Here is a 24,854-nt window from a genome sequence, read left to right as displayed (position 1 = left end):
TTAAAGAGAATTACTTAATGGGTTTTGCCTCAAAATTAGCGTCATCAAGTGATAGAGGTGTGGTAATTGCGCATTGAATTGTTCACTTCTTTCGAAGAAGTTCTCCACAGCGATAGCAAAAAACTCATGCTCATTGACACTTGCGTAAGATCTAAATAGGTGGCTGGGGTCACTATTGATTCTCATCATTTCCTCCGAAGCAGCCTTTCGCCATTGAGCCAGAGCTCCTTGGTCTAGGAAGTTATATTCATCATTAGATATAATATTTTCTAAATGAAGCGCATGAGCCATTTCGTGAAGACCAAGGTTAATACCGTCATTCTTTTTGACGTACCCATCTAGGAAGTGATGCCAAGAAAGCACAATAGCTTTCAGTCTAGGGTTGATTTCACCCTTGTGATATTGTTTATTGATGGTAGAATAGTAATCATTTGGGTAGATGATGATTCGTGTGAAATGCGACAGCATTATTTTAGGAAGTCCAAAGGTCAGCTGTACCGCGCATGCTGAAATCAAAACCCTCATCACCTCATCTACTTTTACACCTCTTCCATAAAAAGTCTTCGAAAGAATAATAGCTTGGACACGTTGACCAAATACTTTCTGCTGGTCTGAAGGAAGGTTTTTATAAAATGGGAAATACTCTGACAGAATTTTCTTTCTGCTTCTTCGTAATGGGGTAGGAAAACCTGGCACTACGAATCCCATTTGTACTCGGCCACTTGCAGCTAATATGAATATTAATAAAAATGAGATCAAAGCAAATAAAGCACCATCTCTGACGTCAGATGAGTGAGAAGATTGTATCTCCAATAAGAAGGAATGTAGTAAAGTCAATTGATATTTATTGTTTGGTTCTTGATAGTTCCATGACAGGTAGTTTGCCAAAAACTATCATTTAATACTTTTTCAAGAATCGCTTCAGACGTAGGTTCTCCGTTTACAGTCATCCAAGTTTTGATCGCTGAAGATATTTTGCCTTGGATAGCATCATGTTGGGTATTGACCCAATTTCGGCTGGTGGATTTGATTTTAATGAGTCCGAGATAGTTGAATCGATAATTATCTATTGTAAACTCAAGAGCCAGTCTTAGATCCGTTTCAGGGTTGTCAGCATTGACATTTTTTCCAGATAAGTCTAGCATCAAGGCATCTTGAAAACTGATATCAGCCTGTTTTTCTACTAAGCCTCTGTACTTATCCAGAAAAGCCAAAGTATCTCCATCCGCCATGTGATGGCGAACAATATCGACTACTGATATTTTAGGATTGAGTTCTTTGAACGATTGGCAAGCTTCCAAAAACCAGTTTTCTAATTCATAGAATTTGGTCAAAGAAAAAATCTCTTTCCCATCTAGTTTGAGCCCCATAGAGGAAGTTCGCTTCCAGATAGAAAAGAGATTCCAGAGTTTCGGAGAGATAAGCCCTATCCCAAAAAGGAAAAGAGCCAGTCCGATGATTAGTATAAAGTCCATTGGCTAATTAATTCAATCGCAGCGCGACAGCCCATTGGGTTGATTTCTGACCCTTGGGGCGAGCTTAAATAAAACCTGATGCCCCGTACCCTAAGTTCGAGGAGCTTCATTGGACAATTTACGAATTATAAAGATTTCAGCAACGGCTTCAAGTCCACTGCAGCTTCGATTTCTTTTACCACCTCATCTATAGAGACTCTTTTTTGTTCCATAGAATCCCTTTCACGAATCGTGACAGTTCCGTCTTCTAGCGTTTGATGATCAACAGTAATACAATACGGAGTACCGATCGCATCTTGTCTTCTATATCTTCTGCCTATGGCATCCTTACCATCGTACTGAGCATTCACAGAGAATTTCAACTCATCCAAAATCTCTCTTGCTTTCTCAGGAAGACCATCTTTATTGACCAAAGGAAGTACAGCAGCTTTTACTGGAGCTAATACTGAAGGGATCTTCAATACAGTTCTCGAACTACCATCCTCTAAAGTTTCTTCTTCATATGAACTAGACAATACCGCTAGGAACATTCTATCCAAACCAATAGAAGTTTCTACCACATAAGGAACATACGATTCATCAGTTTCATTATCGAAGAACTGAAGTTTCTTACCACTATGTTCTTCGTGAGCCTTCAGGTCAAAATCAGTTCTTGAGTGAATTCCTTCCAGTTCCTTGAAACCCATTGGGAAGTTGAACTCGATATCACACGCCGCGTTGGCATAGTGAGCAAGGTTTAAGTGATCATGAAATCTATAATTTTCCTCACCCATTCCCAGAGACTTGTGCCAGTTGATACGCTTGTTTTTCCAGTTTTCATACCACTCCATCTCTGTACCAGGCTTGATGAAGAATTGCATCTCCATTTGCTCAAACTCTCTCATACGGAAGATAAACTGGCGAGCGATGATTTCGTTTCTAAAAGCCTTACCCGTCTGAGCGATTCCGAAAGGAAGCTTCATACGACCAGTCTTCTGTACATTCAGGTAGTTCACGAATATACCCTGAGCCGTCTCTGGTCTTAAGTAGATTTTACTAGCACCATCCGCTAAAGAACCAAGTTCAGTGCTGAACATTAAGTTGAACTGACGAACTTCAGTCCAGTTCTTAGACCCACTTACAGGGTCAGCTATACCCAATTCTTCGATTAGAAGTTTTAGATCTTCAAAATTCTCCTCCGCCATATCTTTAGCGAATCGCTCATTGATGGCATCAATTTTCTCTTGATTCTGAAGAACTCTTGGGTTGGTAGCTTTGAACTGAGCCTCATCAAAATCATCACCAAATCTCTTAGCAGCCTTAGCCACTTCTTTGTCGATTTTAGCTTCGATTTTAGCGATATGCTCTTCGATCAATACATCAGCTCTATATCTTTTTTTGGAGTCTTTGTTGTCGATCATCGGGTCATTGAAAGCATCTACGTGTCCAGAAGCCTTCCAAGTGGTAGGATGCATAAAGATGGCAGCATCGATACCTACGATGTTTTCATTCATCTGCACCATGGCTTTCCACCAATAGTTTCGGATATTGTTCTTCAACTCTACGCCATACTGACCATAGTCATAGGTCGCACTCAGCCCGTCATATATTTCACTAGATGGGAACACATAACCGTACTCTTTAGCGTGAGATACGATTTTCTTCAATAGATTCTGATCGTCATTTTTTGCCATGGCGCAAAGATATACGAACGGAAAATATGCAAAAGGATATTGACAGTTATATAGATTATCTTATCTGATGTACTTTGACTCTTAATCGAAAAAGTAAGTAGGAGGTATTGCCCAAATGATCCACGACCATACCCGAATGACTGCCGACCACGCCCTAATGATCCACGACCATGCCCGAATGACTGCCGACCACGCCCTAATGATCCGCGACCATGCCCGAATGACTGCCGACCATGCCCTAACGATCCACGACCATGCCCGAATGACCGCCGACCACGCCCTAACGATTCACGACCATGCCCGAAAGACTGCCGACCATGCCCTATCGATCCACGACCATACCCGAATGACAGCCGACCAGTTCGGAATGAAATTTTATTTAACTGAACTTCATTTTATTGATGCTATACCTAGCAGTGATCGAATACCTACTTTGGTTTCTAGAGTATTCACTTGTCGAGGAATATGAGTCTTCTTGATCGACTACTCGATCTCTGTTCCATGATTGAAGCACATCTGTCCATCTGAAACTTAGACTCAATCGGTCATCTTTGAGTAGTTTTTGTCTAGCAGAGAAATTCATGAAGTAATTAGGCTCATAGTATCCTTGAGCAGTTACTCTGGTACTGAAATAATTGAAAGAAAGTTGAGTAGATAGCTTCTTGTTTATTTCTAAATCGGTACTGGTTTTGAAGTTGTAATTAGTTCCGTTTCGGGTGACTATTCTATTGTAAGTCTCTGAGAAAGTAGCGAAAGTAGCAGTGTACCAGTTGAAGCTGGATTTTATTTTTAGAGGTTTAATTACTTTCCAAGTTTCTATTATTTCAAAGCCGTATGTTTCGCCACTATTCACATTTCGAAATGTTTGATTGACGATGCTATTACCATCTTCATCTTCACTATCGAATCTGTATCTGATAGTGATGTTAGAGATGGATTTATAATATGTGCTCGCGCCTAAAAATAACTTATCATCTAATAATGAAATGTCATAAGAGAGATCAAAAGTGTTGATTTCTTCAGGTTTCAATTGTGCATTTCCATAGAATACACGAGTAGGGCCATAGTAGGTAATGAACGGGTTAAGTCTATAGTAGGAGGGCAATTTTGTTTTCGTAGAGTAATTGAAGGACAAGGTTTGCGAGTCATTGATCTCATATGCTAACTGAAACGAAGGAGACCAATAATAATGATCTGAAGAGTTGTCTACAGTATCAGTTCTTGACTTAGGACTGAGTAATGCGGTGTTGAATCTAAGCCCTGCCGAATAGGTCAATTTATCAACGAATACGGTCGGACCTTTGACTAATACATAGACACTGTAGTTTTGATCATCATAGTCGTAGACGTTGGACCGAGCAGTATCTTTTAACCAAGTGATCATGTCATCTCTGTCTATTCTTGAGTATTGGTAGTCTCTGATGACCGATCGCAGACTCATACTAGCTCCTATTTCATAGCTGTGACCTCCTGAAAGGGGTTTTTCATAGTCTATTTTAGATCTGAAGTTTTTCTCATTGTTACCATCCTCTATCAGATCGAGTCTATTTACTCGATTAAATTCTCCTTCGGCTGTAAACAAAGAATCTAGAAAAGTATAATTGTCTTGCCTGTCTCCTTCGTAGAAGTCTACTCTAGCTCGGAATTCATGACCTTCATATTCTTTCCATTTGTATTGCGCACTGACTTTGTACCAATAGCTATCATAAGTTCCTTTTCTTTCCCTGTCTGACATCCTGGTTAAGACGGTGTCTTTGCTGAAGAAGTCTTGATGATATTCTCTAAGCTTATCATAGCTTCCAAGGCCTCCGTTTAAGTTCAACTCTACGTTACTCTGATCATTTAATTGATACCTTCCTTTGAGTCTATAGTTTTGTTTGAACTGGTCATCATGGCTAGCAAAATCTTGATCTTGAAAAGAATTAGGCTCTCTGATATACGTAGTGTCAAGACCAGAGACTAATGTGTCAGTTACTCTATAGCTTGTTCTGTAACTAGATCCATTGTCTTTAAAAATATTCCAATTGAGATTGGCGCCGCCACTTACTGAAAATTTGCCTTTGGTATATGATCCGCCTGCTGATGGATTGTACATTCCATCGTTGCCGATTCTCATCCCAGTATAGGCACTGAATCCAGTTTTCTTACTTTTTTTAAGTTTGATGTTCAGTACCCCCTCTCCATTTTGAGTGTCGTATTTAGCCGAAGGGTTGTTGATGACATCAATACTTTCTATTTGATCAGCGGGTATTTGTTCCAATATATTTTCAATATTGGTTTCCACTCCATCTATCATAATAGTGACTTTTCTTCCTCTCATGGTAATTTGATCGTCCGCGTCTACATTGGCGGAAGGAATGTTTTTTAGCACGTCTAGTGCGTTTGAAGATTCTGAAGCAGCAGTTTCTGTTACATTATAAGTTTTGACCCCAGGAGTGGTTTGAATAGTAGGTCTTTCTGATTGTATCACTACATTTTTGAGCTTTTGTGCATCAGGTTCTATTTGTATAGAGGGTAGAGTAGCGTCAGTACTCACCTGTACCGAGTCTAAGTGAAACGTCTTATATCCTATAAAAGAAATTTGAATGTTATAAAGTCCTGGTTCAAGATCGAACTTGAAAAAGCCGTCAAAATCGGATGCACAACCTCCCACAGGAACAGTCTCTCCAGCAAGGAAAAAGCCTACATTGGCAAAGGGTACCGGCATAGCCATTTCATCAAAGATTTGACCACCGATTTCGTATTTATTTTGAGCGGATAGGTGAATACTAGATGAAATGATAATGATTGTAATTAGAGCTTTCAGCTTCATGTCTGGTACCAATTTATTGTTTAGCTCGGTGAGCTAAGATTGTAATAATAAAGGGATGGGTTATGCGTCTGTGATTACTAGCAATAAATGAGCCAAAGTATCCTAAAAATAAAAAAAGGTCTTGACAATTAAGCCAAGACCTTGTGATAAAGTCATCTCATAATTATAATGATTCCATAGCTGGCTGAGACACACTGATTAAAACCACTACCTCAGAGCGTCTACTTAATGCCTTATCATATAAATAGAGAAGACCTAACTAAACCACGCTAAGAAGCGTGCATGCTAACACAAAACCGTAAGTTAAAAATGCTCCAAGAGCAATCTGTGTAACTGTTTTTTTCGAAGGTCTAAATTTTGGTTTCATATTTTAATCGTTTAATGTATTTCGATTGTTTTTATGCTGCTGTGGTAGATTGGCCTCCTAATACTGTTATTTCTGGTACTTCTTTGAAGTTGAACTCATAGTCGAAAAAAGAACTATAATCCTCTCCAGCTTCCATCATATCTTCATCATCTTCTTCGTGAAACCAATTCACTACTACTTTTTTACCAGCTGCATGAATCTTTTTCAGTTTATCTAGGATTAAAAAAATACACTTGCTGGAACTGGTGTTGAAATATTCGAAAGCCAGATTGACTATTAATTTATCTTGAGCTGCTTTAGGGTAAGCTTCCAAATACTTGAACAAAGGAGTATAAAATGAAACTGGATTTTCAGGACTTGATTTTCCTCTAAGGTCAAGAATTTGTTTCTGCGGGTTGAAATACACCGAGGGAGTAACTTTTGTTGATCTTATGAAGAAGCCTTTCATATTTCGTTCAAGTGTTATGACAAATGGATATTCGAGTTTAGTTTTCCAAAGTTGAAGTAATCCATTATTTAATAGAATACAGGATTTCCGTATTTATAGAAATAGGGATATCGGCTACAATATCGCTGTGTCAATATGGAAAATTCAATGAAATGCCATTTTTAGCCTCTGAACAGGGTTTGTAGATAGTGTTGGGTTTTAAGTTTTAGGGGATTTACCTATTTAAGTGGTTGGAATTTCTCTATTTTTTCAAAAGCCTTATCAATTTTGTCTACAATTGTAAGACTGCCTAGCATATGAACGTTAGGAATTCAATGAATACTTAATCGATTACCAATCAATAAAAGTCAACGTATAACATGGAAGCGTTTCTAACTGTAGAGGGACTTGTAGCCCTATTGACCCTTACTTTTTTAGAGATTGTACTTGGAGTGGATAATATTATTTTCATATCCATCGTATCCAATAAGCTTCCCAAAGATCAACAAGGTAAAGCAAGAATGGTAGGTCTTTCATTGGCCTTAATTATGCGGATTGGTTTACTGAGTGCCATTACTTGGATTATCACTTTCTCACAACCACTTTTTACAGTTTTTGATCATGGATTTAGTGGTAGAGATTTGATTCTGTTATCTGGGGGACTTTTCCTTATTGGAAAAAGTACTCTAGAGATGAATCACAAAATGGAGGCAATAGAAGAACAGCATACTGTTCGAAAAACAACTTCATTACCTTCTGCTATTGCTCAAATAGTGATGCTTGATATTATTTTTTCTTTTGATTCTATTTTGACTGCAGTGGGTTTGACTGATCAACTGATGATAATGATTACAGCTGTTATAATAGCGATGTTCATTATGATGACCTTCGCAGGTAAGATTAGTGATTATATCAGTAGTCATCCTTCCTTGGAGGTATTGGCTCTTTCGTTCTTGATTTTGATAGGATTTATGCTAATGATCGAGGCATTTGGACACCATGTACCAAAAGGATATATCTATTTCGCCGTATTCTTCTCATTGGTGGTAGAAATGATCAATATTCGTATCCGTAGAAAAAAGAAGAAGCTTTCACCTGTCCAATTGAAACGTAAGGTGAAAGAAGAGGCAGAATAATTCTCTTTGCTTTAGTCATACTATTCCTTTCAATAACTAGAACTTGATCTTTAGATATTTCGTTGGAGATGCGAGCCTGACTTCTAATATCTGTCCATTATGATTAGTTTTGCGGCTATGCAAATTTCCAATTATCAGATTATTCTAGTGTTTGCTTTAGGTGGGTTAGTAGCCATTCTGGGGCCGATGGTAATCAGTTGGTTACTTAGACCCAGACGCCCCAACGAAGAAAAGTTAACTACCTATGAGTGTGGAGAAGATCCTACAGGTACTGCATGGGGGAAGTTTAACATTAGATTTTATGTAGTTGCATTAGTTTTTGTACTATTCGAAACAGAGCTTTTGTTTTTGTTTCCATGGGCTATTGTTTTTGGAAACGAGGAATTAAATAATAATACAGGAGGACAATGGGGGTTTCTAGCTTTCGTAGAGATGGGGTTATTCATTTTAATATTAGCAGTAGGACTTGCATATGTTTGGGCAAAAGGTTTTTTGGATTGGGAAAAACCAGAAGTTAAAGTCGTAAAAGTAGAGTCGAAAGTTCCTGACTCACTCTATGATAAAATCAATGCCAAATATTCTTAGAAAGCAGTGAAGTCTGAAGAATAAGCAATCATCCGTATTTCTTAACCGACAATACTGAACATTAAAAAAATAGATGAAAGGATTACTCGATCAAAAATTTAACAATGGAGGTGTAATCGTAAGTAACCTCGAAGATCTAACTAATTGGGCCAGGTTATCAAGTCTTTGGCCTATGGGGTTTGGATTAGCATGTTGCGCGATCGAGATGATGGGAGCCTATAGTTCGGCTTATGACTTAGACAGATACGGAGTGATCCCAAGGGCTTCCCCTAGACTGTCAGATGTAATGATTATTGCTGGTACAGTAACTTATAAAATGGCTGATAGAGTTCGTAGATTATATGAACAAATGGCAGAGCCTCGCTATGTTATATCTATGGGATCGTGTTCCAACTGTGGTGGACCATATTGGGAGCATGGTTATCATGTGGTCAAAGGTGTAGATAAAATTATTCCGGTTGATGTTTATGTACCAGGGTGTCCTCCTAGGCCTGAAGCGTTGATTGGCGGTATTCTTAAACTTAGAGAAAAGATTGAACAAGAAAACTTTGGAGAGCCAGAAGGATTACGTGAGATCATTGAAAAAATGGATTGATGGATATTCAAGGATTTAAAGAGTTAATCGAGGAGAAGTTAGGAGATGAGTCTGTCTTAGGTGTCGTTGAAAATTCCACACCTGCAACATTGGAGGTTCGAACAGAAAAAATATTAGAAGTACTTGACTTCTTACATTCAAGTGACCAAGCGTATTTTGATATGTTATCATGTATTACGGCAATTGATAACGGACCAGAGGTTAATAGCATGGAAGTGATTTATACTTTGTACTCCATTCCTTTAGAACATTCGCTGATGCTCAAGGTTACTTTGGATCGAGAAAATCCTGAGGTTGAAAGCGCTACTCAGATTTGGAAAACTGCAAATTGGCACGAGCGTGAAGCGTATGACTTATTTGGGATTAAGTTCCTAAATCATCCTGATTTAAGAAGAATTTTAATGCCCGCAGACTGGGAAGGATACCCTCTTCGCAAGGACTATGTCGAACCTCAAGAGTATCGAGGAATGAAAACCATCAGGGAGGAGGAAGATCGCATATGAGTCAGGCAATAGAATATAAATATCACCCATCCAATCTCAACGAATCTGCTCCAAATGTCTATACAGAAAAGAATCTGAAGACAGAGGAAATGGTCTTAAATATAGGGCCTCAGCACCCATCTACTCACGGTGTATTACGATTAGAAGTCGTGACTGATGGAGAGATAGTGGTCGACGTTGTTCCTCACTTAGGCTATTTACATAGGTGTTTTGAAAAACATACTGAGTCGGTCTCTTTCATCGGAGGCATTCCATTTGTAGATAGAATGGATTACGTCGCAGCTATGAACTCAGAGCATGCTTGGGTGATGGGAGTCGAGAAAATGCTAGGGATTGAAAATGATATTCCGAAAAGAGTAGAGTACATAAGAGTACTTGTAGCAGAGTTGAATAGGATTGCTTCTCACTTTGTAGCGATAGGTACCTATGGCTTAGATATTGGTGCTTTTACACCATTTCTATGGCTGATGAGAGATCGTGAGCATATTTTACGAATGTTAGAGTGGGTCAGTGGAGCTCGTATGCTATACAATTATATATGGGTAGGAGGTCTATTCTATGATCTACCAGTAGGTTTTGAAGAGAAGTGTCTTGAGTTTGTCAATTATCTAAAACCAAAACTTGCTGAGTTAGATAATGTGCTTATTGGAAATAAAATCTTTGTAGAGCGAACAGCCAATATTGGAGTACTTTCAAGAGATCTTGCTATCAACTATGGTGTAACAGGGCCAATATTGAGAGGTTCAGGATTAAAATATGATCTGCGTAAAGTAGATGGCTATTCTGTGTATCCAGAGCTTGATTTTGAGGTACCTATCGGAACAGGAAAAATGGGGACAACAGGAGACTGTTGGGATAGAACCTGGGTAAGAGTAGAAGAGGTAAAACAATCGGTAAAGATCATTGAACAGTGTCTTGAGAAATTAACTGGAGACTACAAAAGAACTAGAGATTTTGACCCTCGCTCGGCGGTGCCTAAGAAAGTAAGACCTAAGGCCCAAGATTTTTACACTAGATCTGAAAACCCTAAAGGTGAACTTGGCTTTTTCTTTCGTACAGATGGAAGGTCCGATGTTCCTGTTCGTTGTAAAGCTCGTGGCTGTTCGTTTTCTAATTTATCGGTATTAGCTGATATATCTAGAGGTCATATGATTGCAGATTTAATAGCTATTATAGGTTCGCTTGATTTTGTGATGGGGGAGGTTGATAGATAAATAACCTTGTTGGTATTAAGTTTTTCATCATGGGGTACGAGTAAGTACCTTTATGTTGTTTATTATCAAAAATAATTTTCATGAAACTTAATCTCTGCCTGAAAGTCCTTGATGCGGAGGCCATCCGACAAACGGATCAATTTACTATTACCAATGAGCCCATTGCTTCAATAGATTTAATGGAGCGTGCTTCAGAGGCATTCTTTAATAGGTTTATAGAGTTATATGATTTGAACTATTCAGTGTTCGTTGTTGCTGGGACAGGTAACAATGGCGGGGATGGTCTAGCTATTGCAAGGTTACTTATTGAAGCAGGTTATAAGGTGTCTGTAGCAGTAATCGGAGATGCTGAAAAAGGGACAAAGGATTTTAGCACTAATCTTGAATTACTCAATAAGTATTTGGAACCTCACTTTATTACCTCAAGGAAGAATTTTCCCGAGTTGGGGCAATATAATGTTGTCATTGATGCCATATTTGGTTCTGGATTGTCAAGACCTGTTACGGGAGTATATGCGGATTTAATAACTTGTATTAATCAATCGGAACTAAAAGTAGTATCCGTAGATATAGCTTCTGGCTTGGGAAGCAGTGATAAGGTAGAAAATGGCGAAATCATTCGAGCTAATCAGACAATTTCTTTTCAAGTACCTAAACTTCCTTTTTTCTTACCTGAAAACGATTCGTTTTGTGGTCGTGTTTCTATAGTTGATATTGGTTTAGATCAAGGTTTTGTGAATAACCTTCCATCTAAGATGTATCAAACAACCCCAGAATTTATTGCTTCAATATTGAAGAGTAGATCAAAATATGTTCACAAAGGACAGATGGGGCGTGACTTGATTATTGCAGGAAGTAAGGGTAAGATTGGAGCTTCTATATTGGCAAGTCATTCTTGTTTAAAATCGGGAGCTGGCCTTTTGACAGTTGCTGTTCCAAAATGTGGTACTAACGTACTCCAAACTGCATTACCTGAAGCCATGGTAGATGAGAATCAAGGAGAGGAGTTTTTTACAGTAGCACCTAAGATTAGTAATTATGACGCTATAGGGATTGGTCCTGGATTAGGTACTGAGTATCAAACCAAAAAGGTAGTTGAGCAAATAATTTCTTCTACTAAAGGTGGATTACTAATAGATGCAGATGCTTTAAATATCCTTTCTTCTGATAAAAAATTGCTTCAAAAACTCCCAGTAGATACAGTACTTACACCTCATCCTGGTGAATTCAAAAGGCTGGTAGGAAGCTGGTCAGATGATTATGAAAGGCTTGTGCTTCAGATAGAATTTGCTAGAAAGTACAATGTCAACGTGGTTCTTAAAGGAGCTAATACAAGCGTAGTTACAAAAGATGGTTTAGTGTTTTTTAATAGCACAGGGAATCCAGGAATGGCAACTGCCGGAAGTGGTGACGTACTGACGGGTATTATCACGGCTATGATTGGTCAAGGGTATAGTGGGGAAGAAGCTGCCATATTAGGAGTTTATATTCATGGCTTAGCAGCAGATATTTATGTAGATGAACATTCTATGGAGTCTCTGATAGCTTCAGATATTATTGATAATCTTGGAAAAGCTTTTCGTTCATTAAGGGAAAACTAGTTTAGATCTTAGTATTCGTCTATTAAATCTAATTTTTAGTCGAAAGTGAACATGGTATACCAAATCTTTTGCCGAATGTTGCTATATTCAATGAAATCATAAATTAAAGATTACTCCTTTACATGAAAAGATGTCTAACCATATTATTATTATCAATAAGCCTTGCTGGATCAGCAGAGGCCCAGATAGGCATTAATAAGCAAGACTCTTCTCTAGAAGTATACCCAAACCCTACTTCACATTTCATTTTTGTTCAACTTCCAGATTATATAGATAATCCATCTCTTCAGATCAAGAGTATGATTGGCAATGATCAAGAGGCGTATATCATTAAGTTGACTGAAACTAAATACAAAATAGATGTTAGTAAATTTAGTGATGGATACTATTACCTAATTGCTACGGCATCAGGATACAAAGAGACTTTTAGATTTTTGAAAAAGTAGTATAACTTATTTGGTAAGAAAAAGCCCGTATCGGTTTACCGTACGGGCTTTTTCATGTCAATGAGTTTGTCTACTCAGAGCTGAATTCTTCTAGGAATTATGGAGCCATCATACCGTAATATTGGCTAAACATTCTTTCGAATTTCAAAGCCAGATCTGGATCATTGTATTGACGATAAGTTCTTGATAGTTCATTAAGTGATACAAGATTCTTTTGGAGAGCGAAAGTATCTCTAGAGCCTTTCATGAATAAGTAAGCAAGCATTTCATTAGCACGATCACCAATTCTATTTGCGATCTTATCAGCTTTTTCTTTCTCACCAAGCTCCAACAAGAAGCCTACGACCTGTACACTGAAATGATCAAATTGAATTACTTCATCTGGCATTCGTGCAAGTGTTTCTTCCACTGCTTGCTTAGCTCTGACAGTATCTCCTTCCATCAGTAGGTTTTCAATCAATGTGTTGAATGAAGCTCTGTGATTAAGGACGAAATTTCGATAATCTTCAGAATAATAAACATTAGGGTTATCTAGCTCTCTCCAGTAGAAATTATTCATCATGTTGTCATACATCATATTAGTATCGACGAACATGCCTTGCTTATCGTTTTTGATAGGTAATAACCTAAATGCATTCCCTTCTTGAACCATGAACTGTTTCAAGTTGAGATTTACAGATGATGCCGATGTATTGTTAAAATATATAGGTCGTTCCCAGTTGTTATTCACTATCAAGTCAAGTATTGCCAAATCCTTTTTCTCAAGACCACGACCTTTCATGCTCCATTGCATTTTTGACACCATTTTATCAGCGAACTGTTCAGGAATAATACCCTTAGCTAGAACGGCAGCCGTATCTACATTAAGAGAGAATTTTTTAGCAGGCACCGAATTATACTTACTGATACTCGTTGGCAATTGAAGAGCGGGGTGCTCGTTCTTAATCAGCTTAATAAATTGACGAGCATCGATCATTCCGTTTTTAATACTTGGGAGTTCTCTCAATGGTAAATAATCATTGAGACCACCTTGAACATAGTTATCTAAAGTAAGTCCAAATGGTAATGGTTTAGATTCGTATGCGTCTCGCATCATTTGCGCTATGTACCAGTCTGTATTGAAGTAGCTTAATACCACTACCCTTACGTCAGTTCTGAATCCTTCTACCTCTTGTACATACCAGAGCGGGAAGGTGTCATTATCACCACCAGTAAATAAGATGGCATTTGGAGCACATGATGCTAAGAAGTTTTTAGCAGAGTCTACAGAAAAATATCTATTAGATCTATCATGGTCATCCCAGTTTTCAGCTGCCATTATAGTTGGAGCAGTTAAACCAATTACTATAGCAATCACAGCTGCTATTGAACCTATATTTAATAATTTCTTCAATCCTTCATAGATCGCAATTACTGCCAGACCAATCCAAAATGCAAATGCATAATATGAACCAGCGTAGATGTAATCCCTTTCTCTAGGTTCGATAGGAGGAGAGTTTAAATAAAGAACAATAGCTGCGCCAGTCAGGAAAAATAGCATAGCTACAAATGCGAAGTTTTTAGTGTCCTTATAGTATTGAAATATTAGACCAATTATTCCCAAAAGCAATGGGATCATGAAGTAGATATTTCGCCCTTTATTATTTGCCAATTCAGCGGGGACTTCTTCTAGAGCATCATTAATGCCTAGCCACCCAGCTCCTTGTATATCTGAAGCTCGGCCTGCAAAATTCCACATGAAGTACCTGAAGTACATGGTACCCAATTGATGCTTTAGCATGAAAGCTATATTGTCAGCAAAGCTAGGTTTCTCACCTTCTCGTAATCCAATAATGTCACGATATTTTTGTGCATGGGCAGGTTGACTACTCCAGGCTCTTGGAAGAATAGTTGTTTGGGTTGGGTCGTAGATATAGTCCAGTTTGAAGTCTGCTACTTCGTATTCTTCCTTCCCTTTTTTATAAACCGCTTCTCCCTTCTTTTGATCTACTACGTCAGCAGTGAAGTACTGACCATGTACAAGTGGACGGCTACCATATTGCTCACGTTTCAAATAAGATACGAAACTCAGTACATCTTCAGGATTATTTTCATCAATAGGAGGATCGTAGTTTGATCTGATTAATACTATACTGTAAGTAGAGTACCCAATAATGATAAATGCGAAGGATAGCATAATCGTATTGAATCCGCTTACACTCAGGTTTTCAATATATTTTTCGTGTTTAGTACCTTCACAAAATAGATACCAGACAGCTATTCCTGGTACTATCCCTAGAGCAACGATGATTGCCGTTTTATTAATATTCTTTTTAGAGACGAAGTAAGTTACGATAGTTGCGATCGCTGCTATGACCACAGATCTCAAAGGGCTTCCGCTTATAATAACATTGACCAACACAAAAAGTATAACTCCAGAAGTGATCAATAAAAACAAATGACTCAATTTGTCACCTTTGCTAGTGGATACAATACCGTAGATAATATATCCGAAGAATGCTGCTATGAAAATTGCTATTCCAGACCCGAAAGGAAGTCCAAGATCATTAACGAAATTGATTTCTATTTGACCAGCAACTGAGGGAAGACCAGGTATGATACCTTCCATGATTACTATGATGATAGTGCCACTAGCAATCAGTGCTCCAAACACCCCTTTGACAGTCACTTCTAGTCTTTTCTTGAAGTAGTAAATAAGTCCTAAAGCTGGAACTGTTACTAAATTTAACAAGTGAACCCCAATACTCAACCCTACCATATATGCAATGAAGATCATCCATCTATTTTGACTCGCAGGGTCTTCAATATTTTCCCACTTCAATATGGCCCACACAACAAATGCGGTAAAGAAAGAAGACATACCGTACACCTCTGCTTCTACAGCAGAGAACCAAAATGAATCTGAAAAAGTGTAGGCTAAAGCACCTACCAAACCGCTTCCGAGCACAACTAGATTACCGATAATGTTATCTTCTTTGACAAGTTTTTTCGCTAAGTGAGTAATAGACCAGAATAGAAATAAAATCGTAAACCCACTACTAATTACACTTACCATATTGATCCAATAGGCAACTTGTTCTACATCACCCATTGCTAGGAAAGAGAACATTCTGCCAATTAGAAGAAAAAATGGAGCTCCTGGAGGATGAGGAACTTCTAACTTGTAGGATACTGCGATGAACTCCCCGCAGTCCCAGTAACTAGCCGTAGGTTCGACTGTCATAGCATATACTACTGTCGCAGCGATGAAGACTAACCAGCCTATAATATTGTTAAGTTTCGTATAATTCAGCATATCGATTTGGCGATGTGAGAGGCGAAAATACTAATTATTGCCTAATTGGCAGAGGTAAGCTTCGTTAACTTATGTTAAGCTCTTTTCAAGTAGATTTAGATCAAGAAGGAGTGCTGCCAATAGTTTATAGAATACAAAGTAGTTTAGGAAGTAAAAACTGAAATGTAATCATATGTATACTGATATGAAAGTTGTAAAGTTAAGAGGTTTAAAAACAACAGATTTCTCCCCAAACCAAATTAAATAAGATCAAACAATGCTGTATTTGTTATTATAGGTTCAAGTTTATATTGTGATTTTCACGTTACTTAGCGCTTTTGTTTGTTAGAAATATTAACCGGTGCATTTATGCGAAGCATTCAGAATTCCATCTTATTCTTATTTCTAGTTCTTTCATTAACAGTATTTATATCTAAGGGGTATACTCAAGAAAACGAAGAATTATCTGCGGTCTATAGAGGCTCAGAAACAAATCATTTTGATCTTATTCATACAGAATTAAAAGTGTCTTTTGATTGGGAGAATGAAACGATGCAGGGAGAAGCCCTTTTGTTCCTTAAACCGTATTATTACGAACAAACTCGTCTTGTTCTTGATGCAAAAATGATGGTGATTTCTAAGGTAATGGTCAACGGTAGATCTATGAATTATCAATATGATAGTTTGAACTTGGCTATAGACCTAGATAGACCAGTTAATCGTTTCGATACTCTCGAGGTAAACATAGACTATACAGCACACCCTAATTTAGTAAAGACCAAAGGAGATGGTGTGATCACTGAAGATAAAGGACTTTACTTCATAAAACCGTCTAAAGACAAGCCTAACAAACCATTTCAGATTTGGACACAAGGAGAAACAGAATCAAGTTCAGTGTGGTTTCCTACTATTGATACTCCCAATCAGAGGTGTACTCAAGAGATCCAAATATCTGTTCAAGATAAATACAGAACATTGTCCAATGGCATTCTTATCAATCCAAAAGCGAGTCCAGATCAATCTGGAATTAGAACAGATATCTGGAAAATGGATCAGCCACATGCACCATATTTATTCATGATGGCCATAGGTGAATACGCAACCGTCAAGGATACTTGGAATGATATCGAATTAGAATACATAGTCGAACCAGAGTATGAGGCTCATGCAAAGGCAATCTTTGGGCATACCCCAGAGATGATAGAGTATTTTTCAGAATTGTTGGATTATCCGTTTCCATGGCAGAAGTACAGTCAAGTTGTCGTCCGGGATTTTGTCTCTGGAGCCATGGAGAATACAACAGCATCCGTTTTTATGGAAGGAGTTCAGGCTACTAGGCGTGAGCTCATCGATTTTAATTGGGACGATATTATAGCGCATGAACTGTTTCATCAATGGTTTGGAGATTTGGTCACCTGTGAATCTTGGTCAAATTTGACACTTAATGAAGGATTTGCAAGTTATAGTGAGTATCTGTGGGCAGAGTATAAGTATGGAATTGACGAAGCTCAGTTTGAATTACTTAACTCTAGGGAAGCTTACTTTACCGAATCCTATGATAGCGCAAAGTCATTGATTAGATATTATTATGACTCTCGAAATGATCTGTTTGATACACATTCTTATAATAAAGGAGCAGCAGTCCTACATATGCTCCGAGGTTATCTTGGAGATCAGGCGTTTTTTGCTGGGGTACATCATTATTTAAAGAAAAATGAATACCAATCCGTAGAGGTAGCAGACTTAAGATTAGCTTTTGAAGAATTGTTAGGAGAGGATTTGCACTGGTTTTTTGACCAATGGTATTTTACCCCAGGACATCCAATAATTGATGTAACCCATGAATATAAAGATGGAACTTTGACCATTACCGCAGAGCAATATTCTTCTGTAGGGATGGATATGGTATATGAACTTCCACTATTTATTGATATAACCGTAGAAGGAATTATCCATCGCCATTCAGTTGTCATGACAAATGGATTAGAAGTCTACACTTTTAAGTATGAATCAGAACCTGAACTTGTAGTGTTTGATGGTGATAGATATTTACTAGCCGAGATTAATCATGATAAATCTGAGTTGGAGCTACTTGAACAAATGAAAAACAAATCGGATCTGTATGGAAGGATTCAGACAATAGATAGCCTTCCTTCTTTTAAATCCAAAAAGATTATAAAAAGTATAGTGGAAATGGGATTAGAAGATCCATATCCAACAATAAAACAAAGAACCTTGAATTATCTAAGTTCATCTAAACTCAAAATTGACGATTATAAAGATCGTGTAACACTTTTACTGAAAGATTCATCATCCGAAGTTCGTGCTTCGGCTGTCAATTATGTAGGACAGGTTTCATTTGAAGAGTATAAGCAATTTATTACTAAAGCAATAGGCGACTCATCTTACATGGTAGCAGGTGCAGCGTTAACACAGTTTCAAGAAAATGGACAGCAATTACACGAATCGGTTTTTAAAAATTTCGCTCTTGAAACTAATATCAATATAGTCTTGGCATTGGCACCATTTGTGAATGAAAAAGAAGATGATTTTGTATTTCCATGGTACAGCACGAAGTTTAAACAACTTAAGAACTCAGAGATATACTTTTTACTTCAACTCTATGCAGAGAAACTCATAAGCGCTCCTACTAAGTTCAAAGAAATAGCCGTTGGACAGTTGTATCACATAGCAACAACCCATGCTCAGTACGGAACAAAACTATCAGCCTATCAAACTTTAATGTTGATTTCAGATACTAACGGTGCCGAGCAAGCCATGGAAGATATCAGAAAAAATGAATCAGACCCAGAATTGATAAATTGGTATGAGTCAAATCAGTTATTCTAATAATTCATCAATAGAACTACTAGCCACATAATGGTAATTAGGTCTAGCTTTCTTATAAACTTCTTTTGCCCATTTTTTACCTTCTTCCGTTTGAATTAGAGCGGTATAAAGGGGCATTAGAAATTTACGACGACCAGTTTTTATTAAGAAAGACTCAATGTATGGGTAGCAAGGCTGATAATTATTTTGAATAGAGACTTTAGCCCAAACAGAGAATATTTCACTATTCTGAGATTTTGTAAAACCAAATACTTCATCTAAAGAACGCAATTGCACAGAGTCTAATTGGTTTGGAAGCTCACTGACAAATTGTATCCACTCATGTGTAGACCATTGATCTGTTTTGAATTCATCCTTCATTTGGGACGCGGTCATGTTTTTTAATAGCTGAAGGATTGCTTTATCTACAGTTTTAAACTTTTCTGGAGATGGAGTAGGAGAGTCATTTGGAAGTCCATGCGTATATATCCATTCATTTAAAAAGTCTTTTGGTAAGTCAATTTGATACTCTTCTATAAGTTGTTTGTTTAAAATTTCAATGAACTTTTCAGTAGTGATGCTCTGGTAGGCATTTTGAGAAAAATAAGTCTTTAGAAATAAGTCAAATTTTTCTCTCCCAAATTTTTCTTCTAGTGACCTTAAAAAGAAATATCCTTTATCATAAGCGATAGAAGTCATCCCATCGTCTGGATTACGACCCTTAAGATTTAGTTTTAGACGAGTGTCTTCAGCTGGTAAACTTTCTAATTCTTCCTTCAGTCCATTCATTGATAATGAAGCTAGCATTTCAGAGTATTCCCTTCCATAAAGAGCTTCCATAATTCTATATTCGAAGTAGACCGTAAACCCTTCGTTTAACCAAAAGTCATCCCATGTTGCATTCGTTACCAAATTACCAGACCAACTATGAGCTAGCTCATGAGCAACTAGAGACGTTAGAGACTTATCCCCTGCCAAAATGGTAGGAGTGGCAAAAGTTAATTTAGGGTTTTCCATCCCTCCAAATGGAAAACTTGGAGGTAAGACAAGTAAGTCATATTTACCCCATTTGTATTCACCATATAATGATTCAGCTGTAGAGATCATTTTTTCAAGATCTTCAAATTCATATAGAGCATCATCTAAAACTGAAGGCTCTGCATATACTCCGCTTCGATCGCTGATTGGTTTATAGACTAAATCTCCCGCTGAAAGAGCCAATAGATATGCAGGAATAGGTTGCTCCATTTTAAAATTATAAATTCCAGAATCATTTTTCTTAGTAGGATTATTAGCGCTCATTAGAGCAATTAGATTTTTAGGTACTTCAACCTTTGCATCGTATGTGAATCGTATTCCAGGAGAATCTTGAATAGGAATCCATGAACGAGCAAGGATGGCTTGTGATTGTGTAAACAAAAAGGGAAAAGTTTTGTCAGCTGTTTGTTGCGGACTCAACCATTGTAGAGCCTCAGCTGATTTATTAGTTTCATAAGTTATGCTAATTAGCTTAGTATTAGAGCTTAGCTGAATTTTTAGAGCTTGTCCGAGAAAGTGCTGTGGTTCTAATAATTCAAAGGGAAGAGTTTCATTATTCCCATTCACAACAGAGCGAATATTTAGATTTTTAGTATCCAAGACTATAATCTTAGCATTGGGTAGCTTTTTTATTTGGTAAGTAGCGGTGGCGAAGATTTTCTTTTTGTTAAAATCAATTCTTGCGTCCCAGTTTAGATGAGTGATTATAGACTGTCCTAGTCTTGCGAACGAGTGACTATCATTATTAATGGCATCCATGTTGATTGAATCGTTAGATGTTTGACAAGAAAAAAAAGAAATAAAAACAGCCAAAGTAGTTGGTAATGAAATGCTTCTGTAAAATGACTTCATGTTAGCATAAAATTCTTTTGAAAATTCTTCCTAAAACTATTGAAAATTGAAAGCATAAGTGCATTTTTGCCGCCCATTCAAAATGAAAACAATCACGAAGAAAAAAGAGATTGAAAATAAATTTTGAAAAATTTGAATAAGAGACAAAAGATTATACTTTTGCACTTCCTTAAAAAAACGGGCTAAAAAGGTCAGCCAATTGAGGAAAGTTACATTGAAATGTTGAAATAACTGGGGGGATACCAAAGCGGCCAACTGGGACGGACTGTAACTCCGTTGACTTATGTCTTCGCAGGTTCGAATCCTGCTCCCCCCACCATTGGCCATTGATGTCGAGGACATCAAAATGTTTAATAAGCGGGAGTAGCTCAGTTGGTAGAGCGACAGCCTTCCAAGCTGTAGGTCGCGGGTTCGAGCCTCGTCTCCCGCTCTTTTTATTAAACTATGCCGATGTAGCTAAGGCTTGCCTGGCAATGTCGGATAGATTCAATCAAGCCGACGTAGCTCAGGGGTAGAGCACTTCCTTGGTAAGGAAGAGGCCACGGGTTCAAATCCCGTCGTTGGCTCATTCTCTCCCTCAGGTAATCCATTAGAGTTTTGAATTTTTTAATTAGCCATGCACTGTTGTATGGTGATTTTTATATTTAACAGAATTTTTAACTAAAATAGGAATTTTCAGACATGGCTAAAGAAACCTTTGACCGTTCGAAACCTCACGTGAATATTGGTACTATTGGTCACGTGGATCACGGTAAGACAACTTTGACTGCTGCTATCTCTAAAGTATTAGCTGACAAAGGTCTTGCTGAGCAAAAAGACTTTGGTGCAATCGATAACGCTCCTGAGGAAGCAGAAAGAGGTATTACAATCAATACTTCTCATATCGAATACCAAACAGAAAACAGACACTACGCACACGTTGATTGTCCAGGTCACGCCGATTATGTAAAGAACATGATTACTGGTGCTGCGCAAATGGACGGTGCTATCATCGTTGTTGCTGCTACTGACGGTCCTATGCCACAAACTAGAGAGCACATCCTTCTTTCAAGACAGGTAGGTGTACCAGCGCTAGTTGTGTTCATGAACAAAGTTGACTTGGTAGATGATGAAGAGCTTCTTGAGCTTGTTGAAATGGAAGTAAGAGAGCTTCTTTCTGAGTATGATTTTCCAGGTGATGATATTCCTGTAATTGCTGGATCAGCATTAGGTGGATTGAACGGTGAAGCTGAGTGGGTTGCTAAAATCGACGAGTTGATGGCTGCTGTTGACGAGTATATTCCATTACCAGAAAGAGCTGTAGATAAAGATTTCTTGATGCCTGTAGAAGATGTATTCTCTATCACTGGTAGAGGTACAGTAGCTACTGGTAGAATCGAAAGAGGTGTTACTAACACAGGTGACCCTGTAGATATCATCGGTATGGGTGCTGAAGACATGACTTCAACTATCACTGGTGTTGAGATGTTTAGAAAAATCTTAGACAGAGGTGAAGCTGGTGACAACGTTGGTCTACTTTTAAGAGGTATCGAGAAAACGGATATCAAAAGAGGTATGATTATCTGTAAGCCTGGTTCTGTGAATCCTCACTCTCACTTCAAAGCTGAGGTTTATGTCCTTTCAAAAGAAGAAGGTGGTAGACACACTCCTTTCTTTAACAAATACAGACCTCAGTTCTATCTAAGGACAACTGATGTAACTGGTGAGATTAAACTTCCTGAAGGAGTTGAAATGGTAATGCCAGGTGATAACGTTACTATCGAAGTAACTTTGATCAATAAAGTAGCTCTTGAAAAAGGACTAAGATTTGCGATCAGAGAAGGTGGTAGAACAGTTGGTTCTGGGCAGGTTACTGAAATCTTAGACTAATCGTCTAATCGGTAGATATAAAATTAACAACGCACTTCATTTTTTAATGAAGTGCGTTTGTTTATCTGAAATAATCATCTAATTTTGCAGTCCTTTTTTAAGGAAAACCGCACACGGGTCTAGCTCAATTGGTAGAGCACTGGTCTCCAAAACCAGCGGTTGGGAGTTCGAGTCTCTCGACCCGTGCTAATTAAAAACGTTAAGGTTTGTACTATGACTAAATTGATCAACTTTATTAAAGAATCTTATGACGAGATGGTCCACAAGGTTACATGGTCCAAGTATTCTGAGCTTCAAAGTTCTTCTATTCTGGTCTTAGTCGCTTCCCTGATCTTCGCGTTATTCATTGGTCTGATAGATCTCGGTTTCGAGAATATGTTGGATTGGTACTATAATAATCTTTAAGTCTAAAGTCCTGTACTATGAGTGATTTAAAATGGTACGTTGTTCGTGCTGTCAGTGGCCAAGAAAAGAAAGTAAAATCTTACTTGGAGACGGAGATTGTCAGGATGAATCTGGAAGAATACATTCCTCAGGTTATGATACCTGCTGAAAAGGTGTATGAAATGAGAAATGGAAAAAAGAGAGTCAGAGAAAGGAATTTCTTTCCTGGCTATATTTTGATTTCTGCAGACATCAATCACGGTGAGGTACAACATACAATCACTAATATACCAGGTGTAATTGGATTTTTAGGTTCAAATGATGGAGGTCCTTCTAAGACCCCTGTTCCATTAAGACAAAATGAGGTTAACCGAATTTTAGGAAAAGTAGAAGAGGTAGACGAGCTAGAAGAAAAGCTTGATACTCCTTTTATAGTGGGAGAGAGTGTTAATGTAATGGATGGTCCATTTAGTGGTTTTACAGGTACGGTAGAAGAAGTATTTGAAGAAAGGAAGAAGTTGAATGTAATGGTGAAAATCTTCGGCCGAAATACTCCTGTAGAGCTTAATTATGTTCAAGTTGAAAAAGTAGAGTAAAAATGGCTAAGGAAATTAGTGGTTACTTAAAATTACAGATAAAGGGTGGCGCTGCCAATCCTTCTCCTCCAGTAGGTCCTGCTCTAGGTAGTAAGGGACTTAACATAATGGATTTCTGTAAGCAATTTAATGCCAGAACTCAGGAAAAAGCAGGTCAAGTACTTCCAGTACTTGTTACTATTTACAGTGACAAATCTTTTGACTTTGTTATTAAGACACCCCCAGCATCTGTTCTTTTGATGAATGCTGCGAAACTTAAGAAAGGTTCTTCACAACCAAACAGAGACAAAGTAGGATCAGTAAGCTGGGATCAAGTGAAAGAGATCGCAGAGACCAAGCTACCTGACTTGAATGCTTTTACAGTAGAGTCTGCTATGAAACAAGTAGCGGGTACTGCTAGAAGCATGGGAATAAATGTAACAGGAGACGCCCCTTGGGCCAATTAATTATTGAATTAAAATGGCAAAATTAACGAAAAGTCAAAAGCTAGCTGCAGAAAAGTATGACAAAACAAAGAGTTACTCTCTTTCGGAGGCATCGCAGATAGTAAAAGATATCACTACGAGTAAGTTCGACGCATCAGTTGACGTTGACTTAAGGTTAGGAGTTGATCCAAGAAAGGCAGATCAAATGGTGAGAGGTGTTGTTGCACTTCCACATGGAACTGGTAAAGAAACTAGAGTACTTGTACTTTGTACACCTGATAAAGAACAGGAAGCAAAAGATGCAGGTGCTGATCACGTAGGGTTAGATGATTACATTAAGAAGATCGAAGGTGGATGGACTGATGTAGATGTTATCATAACTATGCCTACTGTAATGGCTAAAGTTGGTCGTATTGGTAGAGTTTTAGGGCCTAGAGGTTTAATGCCAAATCCTAAATCTGGAACTGTTACGCTTGACGTTGCTAAAGCAGTAAAAGAAGTGAAGTCTGGTAAAATTGATTTTAAAGTAGACAAATTTGGAATCATCCATGCAAGTATCGGAAGAGTGTCATTCTCACCAGAGAAGATCGAAGAAAACGCTATGGAGTTAATTCAGACAGTTTCAAAGTTGAAGCCTGCGAGTGCAAAAGGTACTTATTTTAAGAGTATTAGCATGTCTAGTACTATGAGTGCTGGCATCTCTGTTGACAAAGGTTCAATAGCGGGTTTATAATAGTCTTTTAACTAATTCAA

20 protein-coding genes and 4 tRNA genes are annotated in these 24,854 nt (G+C 37.9%); 17 read left to right on the top strand and 7 right to left on the bottom strand.

Translation table 11 applies throughout. The features are described 5' to 3' along the window. The 5 genes from DKG80_RS15095 to DKG80_RS15075 all read right to left on the bottom strand — a co-directional run bounded on the left by DKG80_RS15095 (position 1) and on the right by DKG80_RS15075 (position 6,775). Positions 1-888 (bottom strand): zinc-dependent peptidase, encoded by an 888-nt coding sequence (locus DKG80_RS15095; RefSeq protein WP_162555910.1) that lies wholly within the window; start codon positions 886-888, stop codon positions 1-3. Continuing rightward, complete coding sequence (locus DKG80_RS15090) at positions 834-1,475, bottom strand: hypothetical protein (RefSeq protein ID WP_109832195.1); 642 nt, start codon at positions 1,473-1,475, stop codon at positions 834-836. The genes DKG80_RS15095 and DKG80_RS15090 overlap by 55 nt, the downstream gene beginning before the upstream one ends. 125 nt (positions 1,476-1,600) lie before the next feature. After that, positions 1,601-3,148: a glycine--tRNA ligase gene (locus DKG80_RS15085; RefSeq protein WP_109832194.1), complete on the bottom strand. Its 1,548-nt coding sequence runs from the start codon at positions 3,146-3,148 to the stop codon at positions 1,601-1,603. A 379-nt stretch (positions 3,149-3,527) separates the two neighbouring features. Then, positions 3,528-5,960, bottom strand: a complete 2,433-nt coding sequence (locus DKG80_RS15080) for a TonB-dependent receptor domain-containing protein (RefSeq protein WP_109832193.1) — start codon at positions 5,958-5,960, stop codon at positions 3,528-3,530. Positions 5,961-6,358: 398 nt separating this feature from the next. After that, positions 6,359-6,775 (bottom strand): DUF1987 domain-containing protein, encoded by a 417-nt coding sequence (locus DKG80_RS15075; protein WP_109832192.1) that lies wholly within the window; start codon positions 6,773-6,775, stop codon positions 6,359-6,361. 359 nt (positions 6,776-7,134) lie between these two features. Between DKG80_RS15075 and DKG80_RS15070 the strand changes: the two genes are divergently transcribed. The 7 genes from DKG80_RS15070 (at position 7,135) to DKG80_RS15040 (ending at position 12,834) form a co-directional block, all read left to right on the top strand. Continuing rightward, positions 7,135-7,890 carry a TerC family protein gene (locus DKG80_RS15070; RefSeq protein WP_109832191.1) on the top strand — a complete coding sequence of 252 codons (756 nt, stop codon included), beginning with the start codon at positions 7,135-7,137 and terminating at the stop codon, positions 7,888-7,890. A 99-nt stretch (positions 7,891-7,989) separates the two neighbouring features. Next, the gene (locus DKG80_RS15065; protein ID WP_245907019.1) at positions 7,990-8,475 is read left to right on the top strand and encodes an NADH-quinone oxidoreductase subunit A; all 486 of its coding nucleotides are present in this window, start codon (positions 7,990-7,992) and stop codon (positions 8,473-8,475) included. Between the two features lie 73 nt (positions 8,476-8,548). Next, positions 8,549-9,070 carry an NADH-quinone oxidoreductase subunit NuoB gene (nuoB, locus tag DKG80_RS15060; RefSeq protein WP_109832189.1) on the top strand — a complete coding sequence of 174 codons (522 nt, stop codon included), beginning with the start codon at positions 8,549-8,551 and terminating at the stop codon, positions 9,068-9,070. After that, positions 9,070-9,573 carry an NADH-quinone oxidoreductase subunit C gene (locus DKG80_RS15055; RefSeq protein WP_109832188.1) on the top strand — a complete coding sequence of 168 codons (504 nt, stop codon included), beginning with the start codon at positions 9,070-9,072 and terminating at the stop codon, positions 9,571-9,573. Before nuoB ends, DKG80_RS15055 begins: the two co-directional genes overlap by 1 nt. After that, positions 9,570-10,787, top strand: coding sequence for an NADH-quinone oxidoreductase subunit D (locus DKG80_RS15050; RefSeq protein ID WP_109832187.1), 1,218 nt, complete (start codon positions 9,570-9,572; stop codon positions 10,785-10,787). Before DKG80_RS15055 ends, DKG80_RS15050 begins: the two co-directional genes overlap by 4 nt. Before the next feature lie 80 nt (positions 10,788-10,867). Continuing rightward, on the top strand, positions 10,868-12,388 hold the full coding sequence (locus DKG80_RS15045) for an NAD(P)H-hydrate dehydratase (RefSeq protein ID WP_109832186.1): 1,521 nt from the start codon (positions 10,868-10,870) through the stop codon (positions 12,386-12,388). Between the two features lie 122 nt (positions 12,389-12,510). Further along, complete coding sequence (locus DKG80_RS15040) at positions 12,511-12,834, top strand: T9SS type A sorting domain-containing protein (protein WP_109832185.1); 324 nt, start codon at positions 12,511-12,513, stop codon at positions 12,832-12,834. 97 nt (positions 12,835-12,931) lie between these two features. On the opposite strand, the gene DKG80_RS15035 is transcribed toward DKG80_RS15040, so the two are convergent. Next, entirely contained in the window at positions 12,932-16,129 is a 3,198-nt protein-coding gene (locus DKG80_RS15035) for a glycosyltransferase family 117 protein (protein WP_109832184.1), read from the bottom strand. Between the two features lie 348 nt (positions 16,130-16,477). Between DKG80_RS15035 and DKG80_RS15030 the strand changes: the two genes are divergently transcribed. Beyond that, positions 16,478-18,958 carry a M1 family metallopeptidase gene (locus tag DKG80_RS15030; RefSeq protein ID WP_109832183.1) on the top strand — a complete coding sequence of 827 codons (2,481 nt, stop codon included), beginning with the start codon at positions 16,478-16,480 and terminating at the stop codon, positions 18,956-18,958. On the opposite strand, the gene DKG80_RS15025 is transcribed toward DKG80_RS15030, so the two are convergent. Then, positions 18,950-20,827, bottom strand: a complete 1,878-nt coding sequence (locus DKG80_RS15025) for a M1 family metallopeptidase (RefSeq protein WP_245907018.1) — start codon at positions 20,825-20,827, stop codon at positions 18,950-18,952. The genes DKG80_RS15030 and DKG80_RS15025 overlap by 9 nt on opposite strands. Before the next feature lie 233 nt (positions 20,828-21,060). On the opposite strand from DKG80_RS15025, the gene DKG80_RS15020 reads away from it, so the two are divergent. The 9 genes from DKG80_RS15020 to rplA all read left to right on the top strand — a co-directional run bounded on the left by DKG80_RS15020 (position 21,061) and on the right by rplA (position 24,834). Next, a tRNA-Tyr gene (locus DKG80_RS15020) sits at positions 21,061-21,146 on the top strand. A gap of 38 nt (positions 21,147-21,184) precedes the next feature. Continuing rightward, a tRNA-Gly gene (locus DKG80_RS15015) sits at positions 21,185-21,257 on the top strand. 64 nt (positions 21,258-21,321) lie between these two features. Continuing rightward, positions 21,322-21,393 (top strand) — tRNA-Thr (locus DKG80_RS15010). A gap of 115 nt (positions 21,394-21,508) precedes the next feature. Further along, on the top strand, positions 21,509-22,696 hold the full coding sequence (gene tuf / locus DKG80_RS15005; RefSeq protein ID WP_109832182.1) for an elongation factor Tu: 1,188 nt from the start codon (positions 21,509-21,511) through the stop codon (positions 22,694-22,696). 113 nt (positions 22,697-22,809) lie between these two features. Continuing rightward, positions 22,810-22,882 (top strand) — tRNA-Trp (locus DKG80_RS15000). Between the two features lie 27 nt (positions 22,883-22,909). Next, positions 22,910-23,101: a preprotein translocase subunit SecE gene (secE, locus tag DKG80_RS14995; RefSeq protein WP_109832181.1), complete on the top strand. Its 192-nt coding sequence runs from the start codon at positions 22,910-22,912 to the stop codon at positions 23,099-23,101. Positions 23,102-23,118: 17 nt separating this feature from the next. Continuing rightward, a complete protein-coding gene (gene nusG / locus DKG80_RS14990; RefSeq protein ID WP_109832180.1) occupies positions 23,119-23,676 on the top strand; it encodes a transcription termination/antitermination protein NusG in 558 nt (185 codons plus the stop codon). 2 nt (positions 23,677-23,678) lie between these two features. Beyond that, positions 23,679-24,122 (top strand): 50S ribosomal protein L11, encoded by a 444-nt coding sequence (rplK, locus tag DKG80_RS14985; RefSeq protein WP_109832179.1) that lies wholly within the window; start codon positions 23,679-23,681, stop codon positions 24,120-24,122. Positions 24,123-24,135: 13 nt separating this feature from the next. Further along, positions 24,136-24,834 carry a 50S ribosomal protein L1 gene (rplA, locus tag DKG80_RS14980; RefSeq protein ID WP_109832178.1) on the top strand — a complete coding sequence of 233 codons (699 nt, stop codon included), beginning with the start codon at positions 24,136-24,138 and terminating at the stop codon, positions 24,832-24,834. Positions 24,835-24,854: the final 20 nt, after the last annotated feature.

Source organism: Reichenbachiella versicolor, from assembly GCF_003171675.1.
In the GTDB taxonomy this organism is placed as follows: domain Bacteria; phylum Bacteroidota; class Bacteroidia; order Cytophagales; family Cyclobacteriaceae; genus Reichenbachiella; species Reichenbachiella versicolor.
This window is presented reverse-complemented; position numbering and strand designations above follow the sequence as displayed.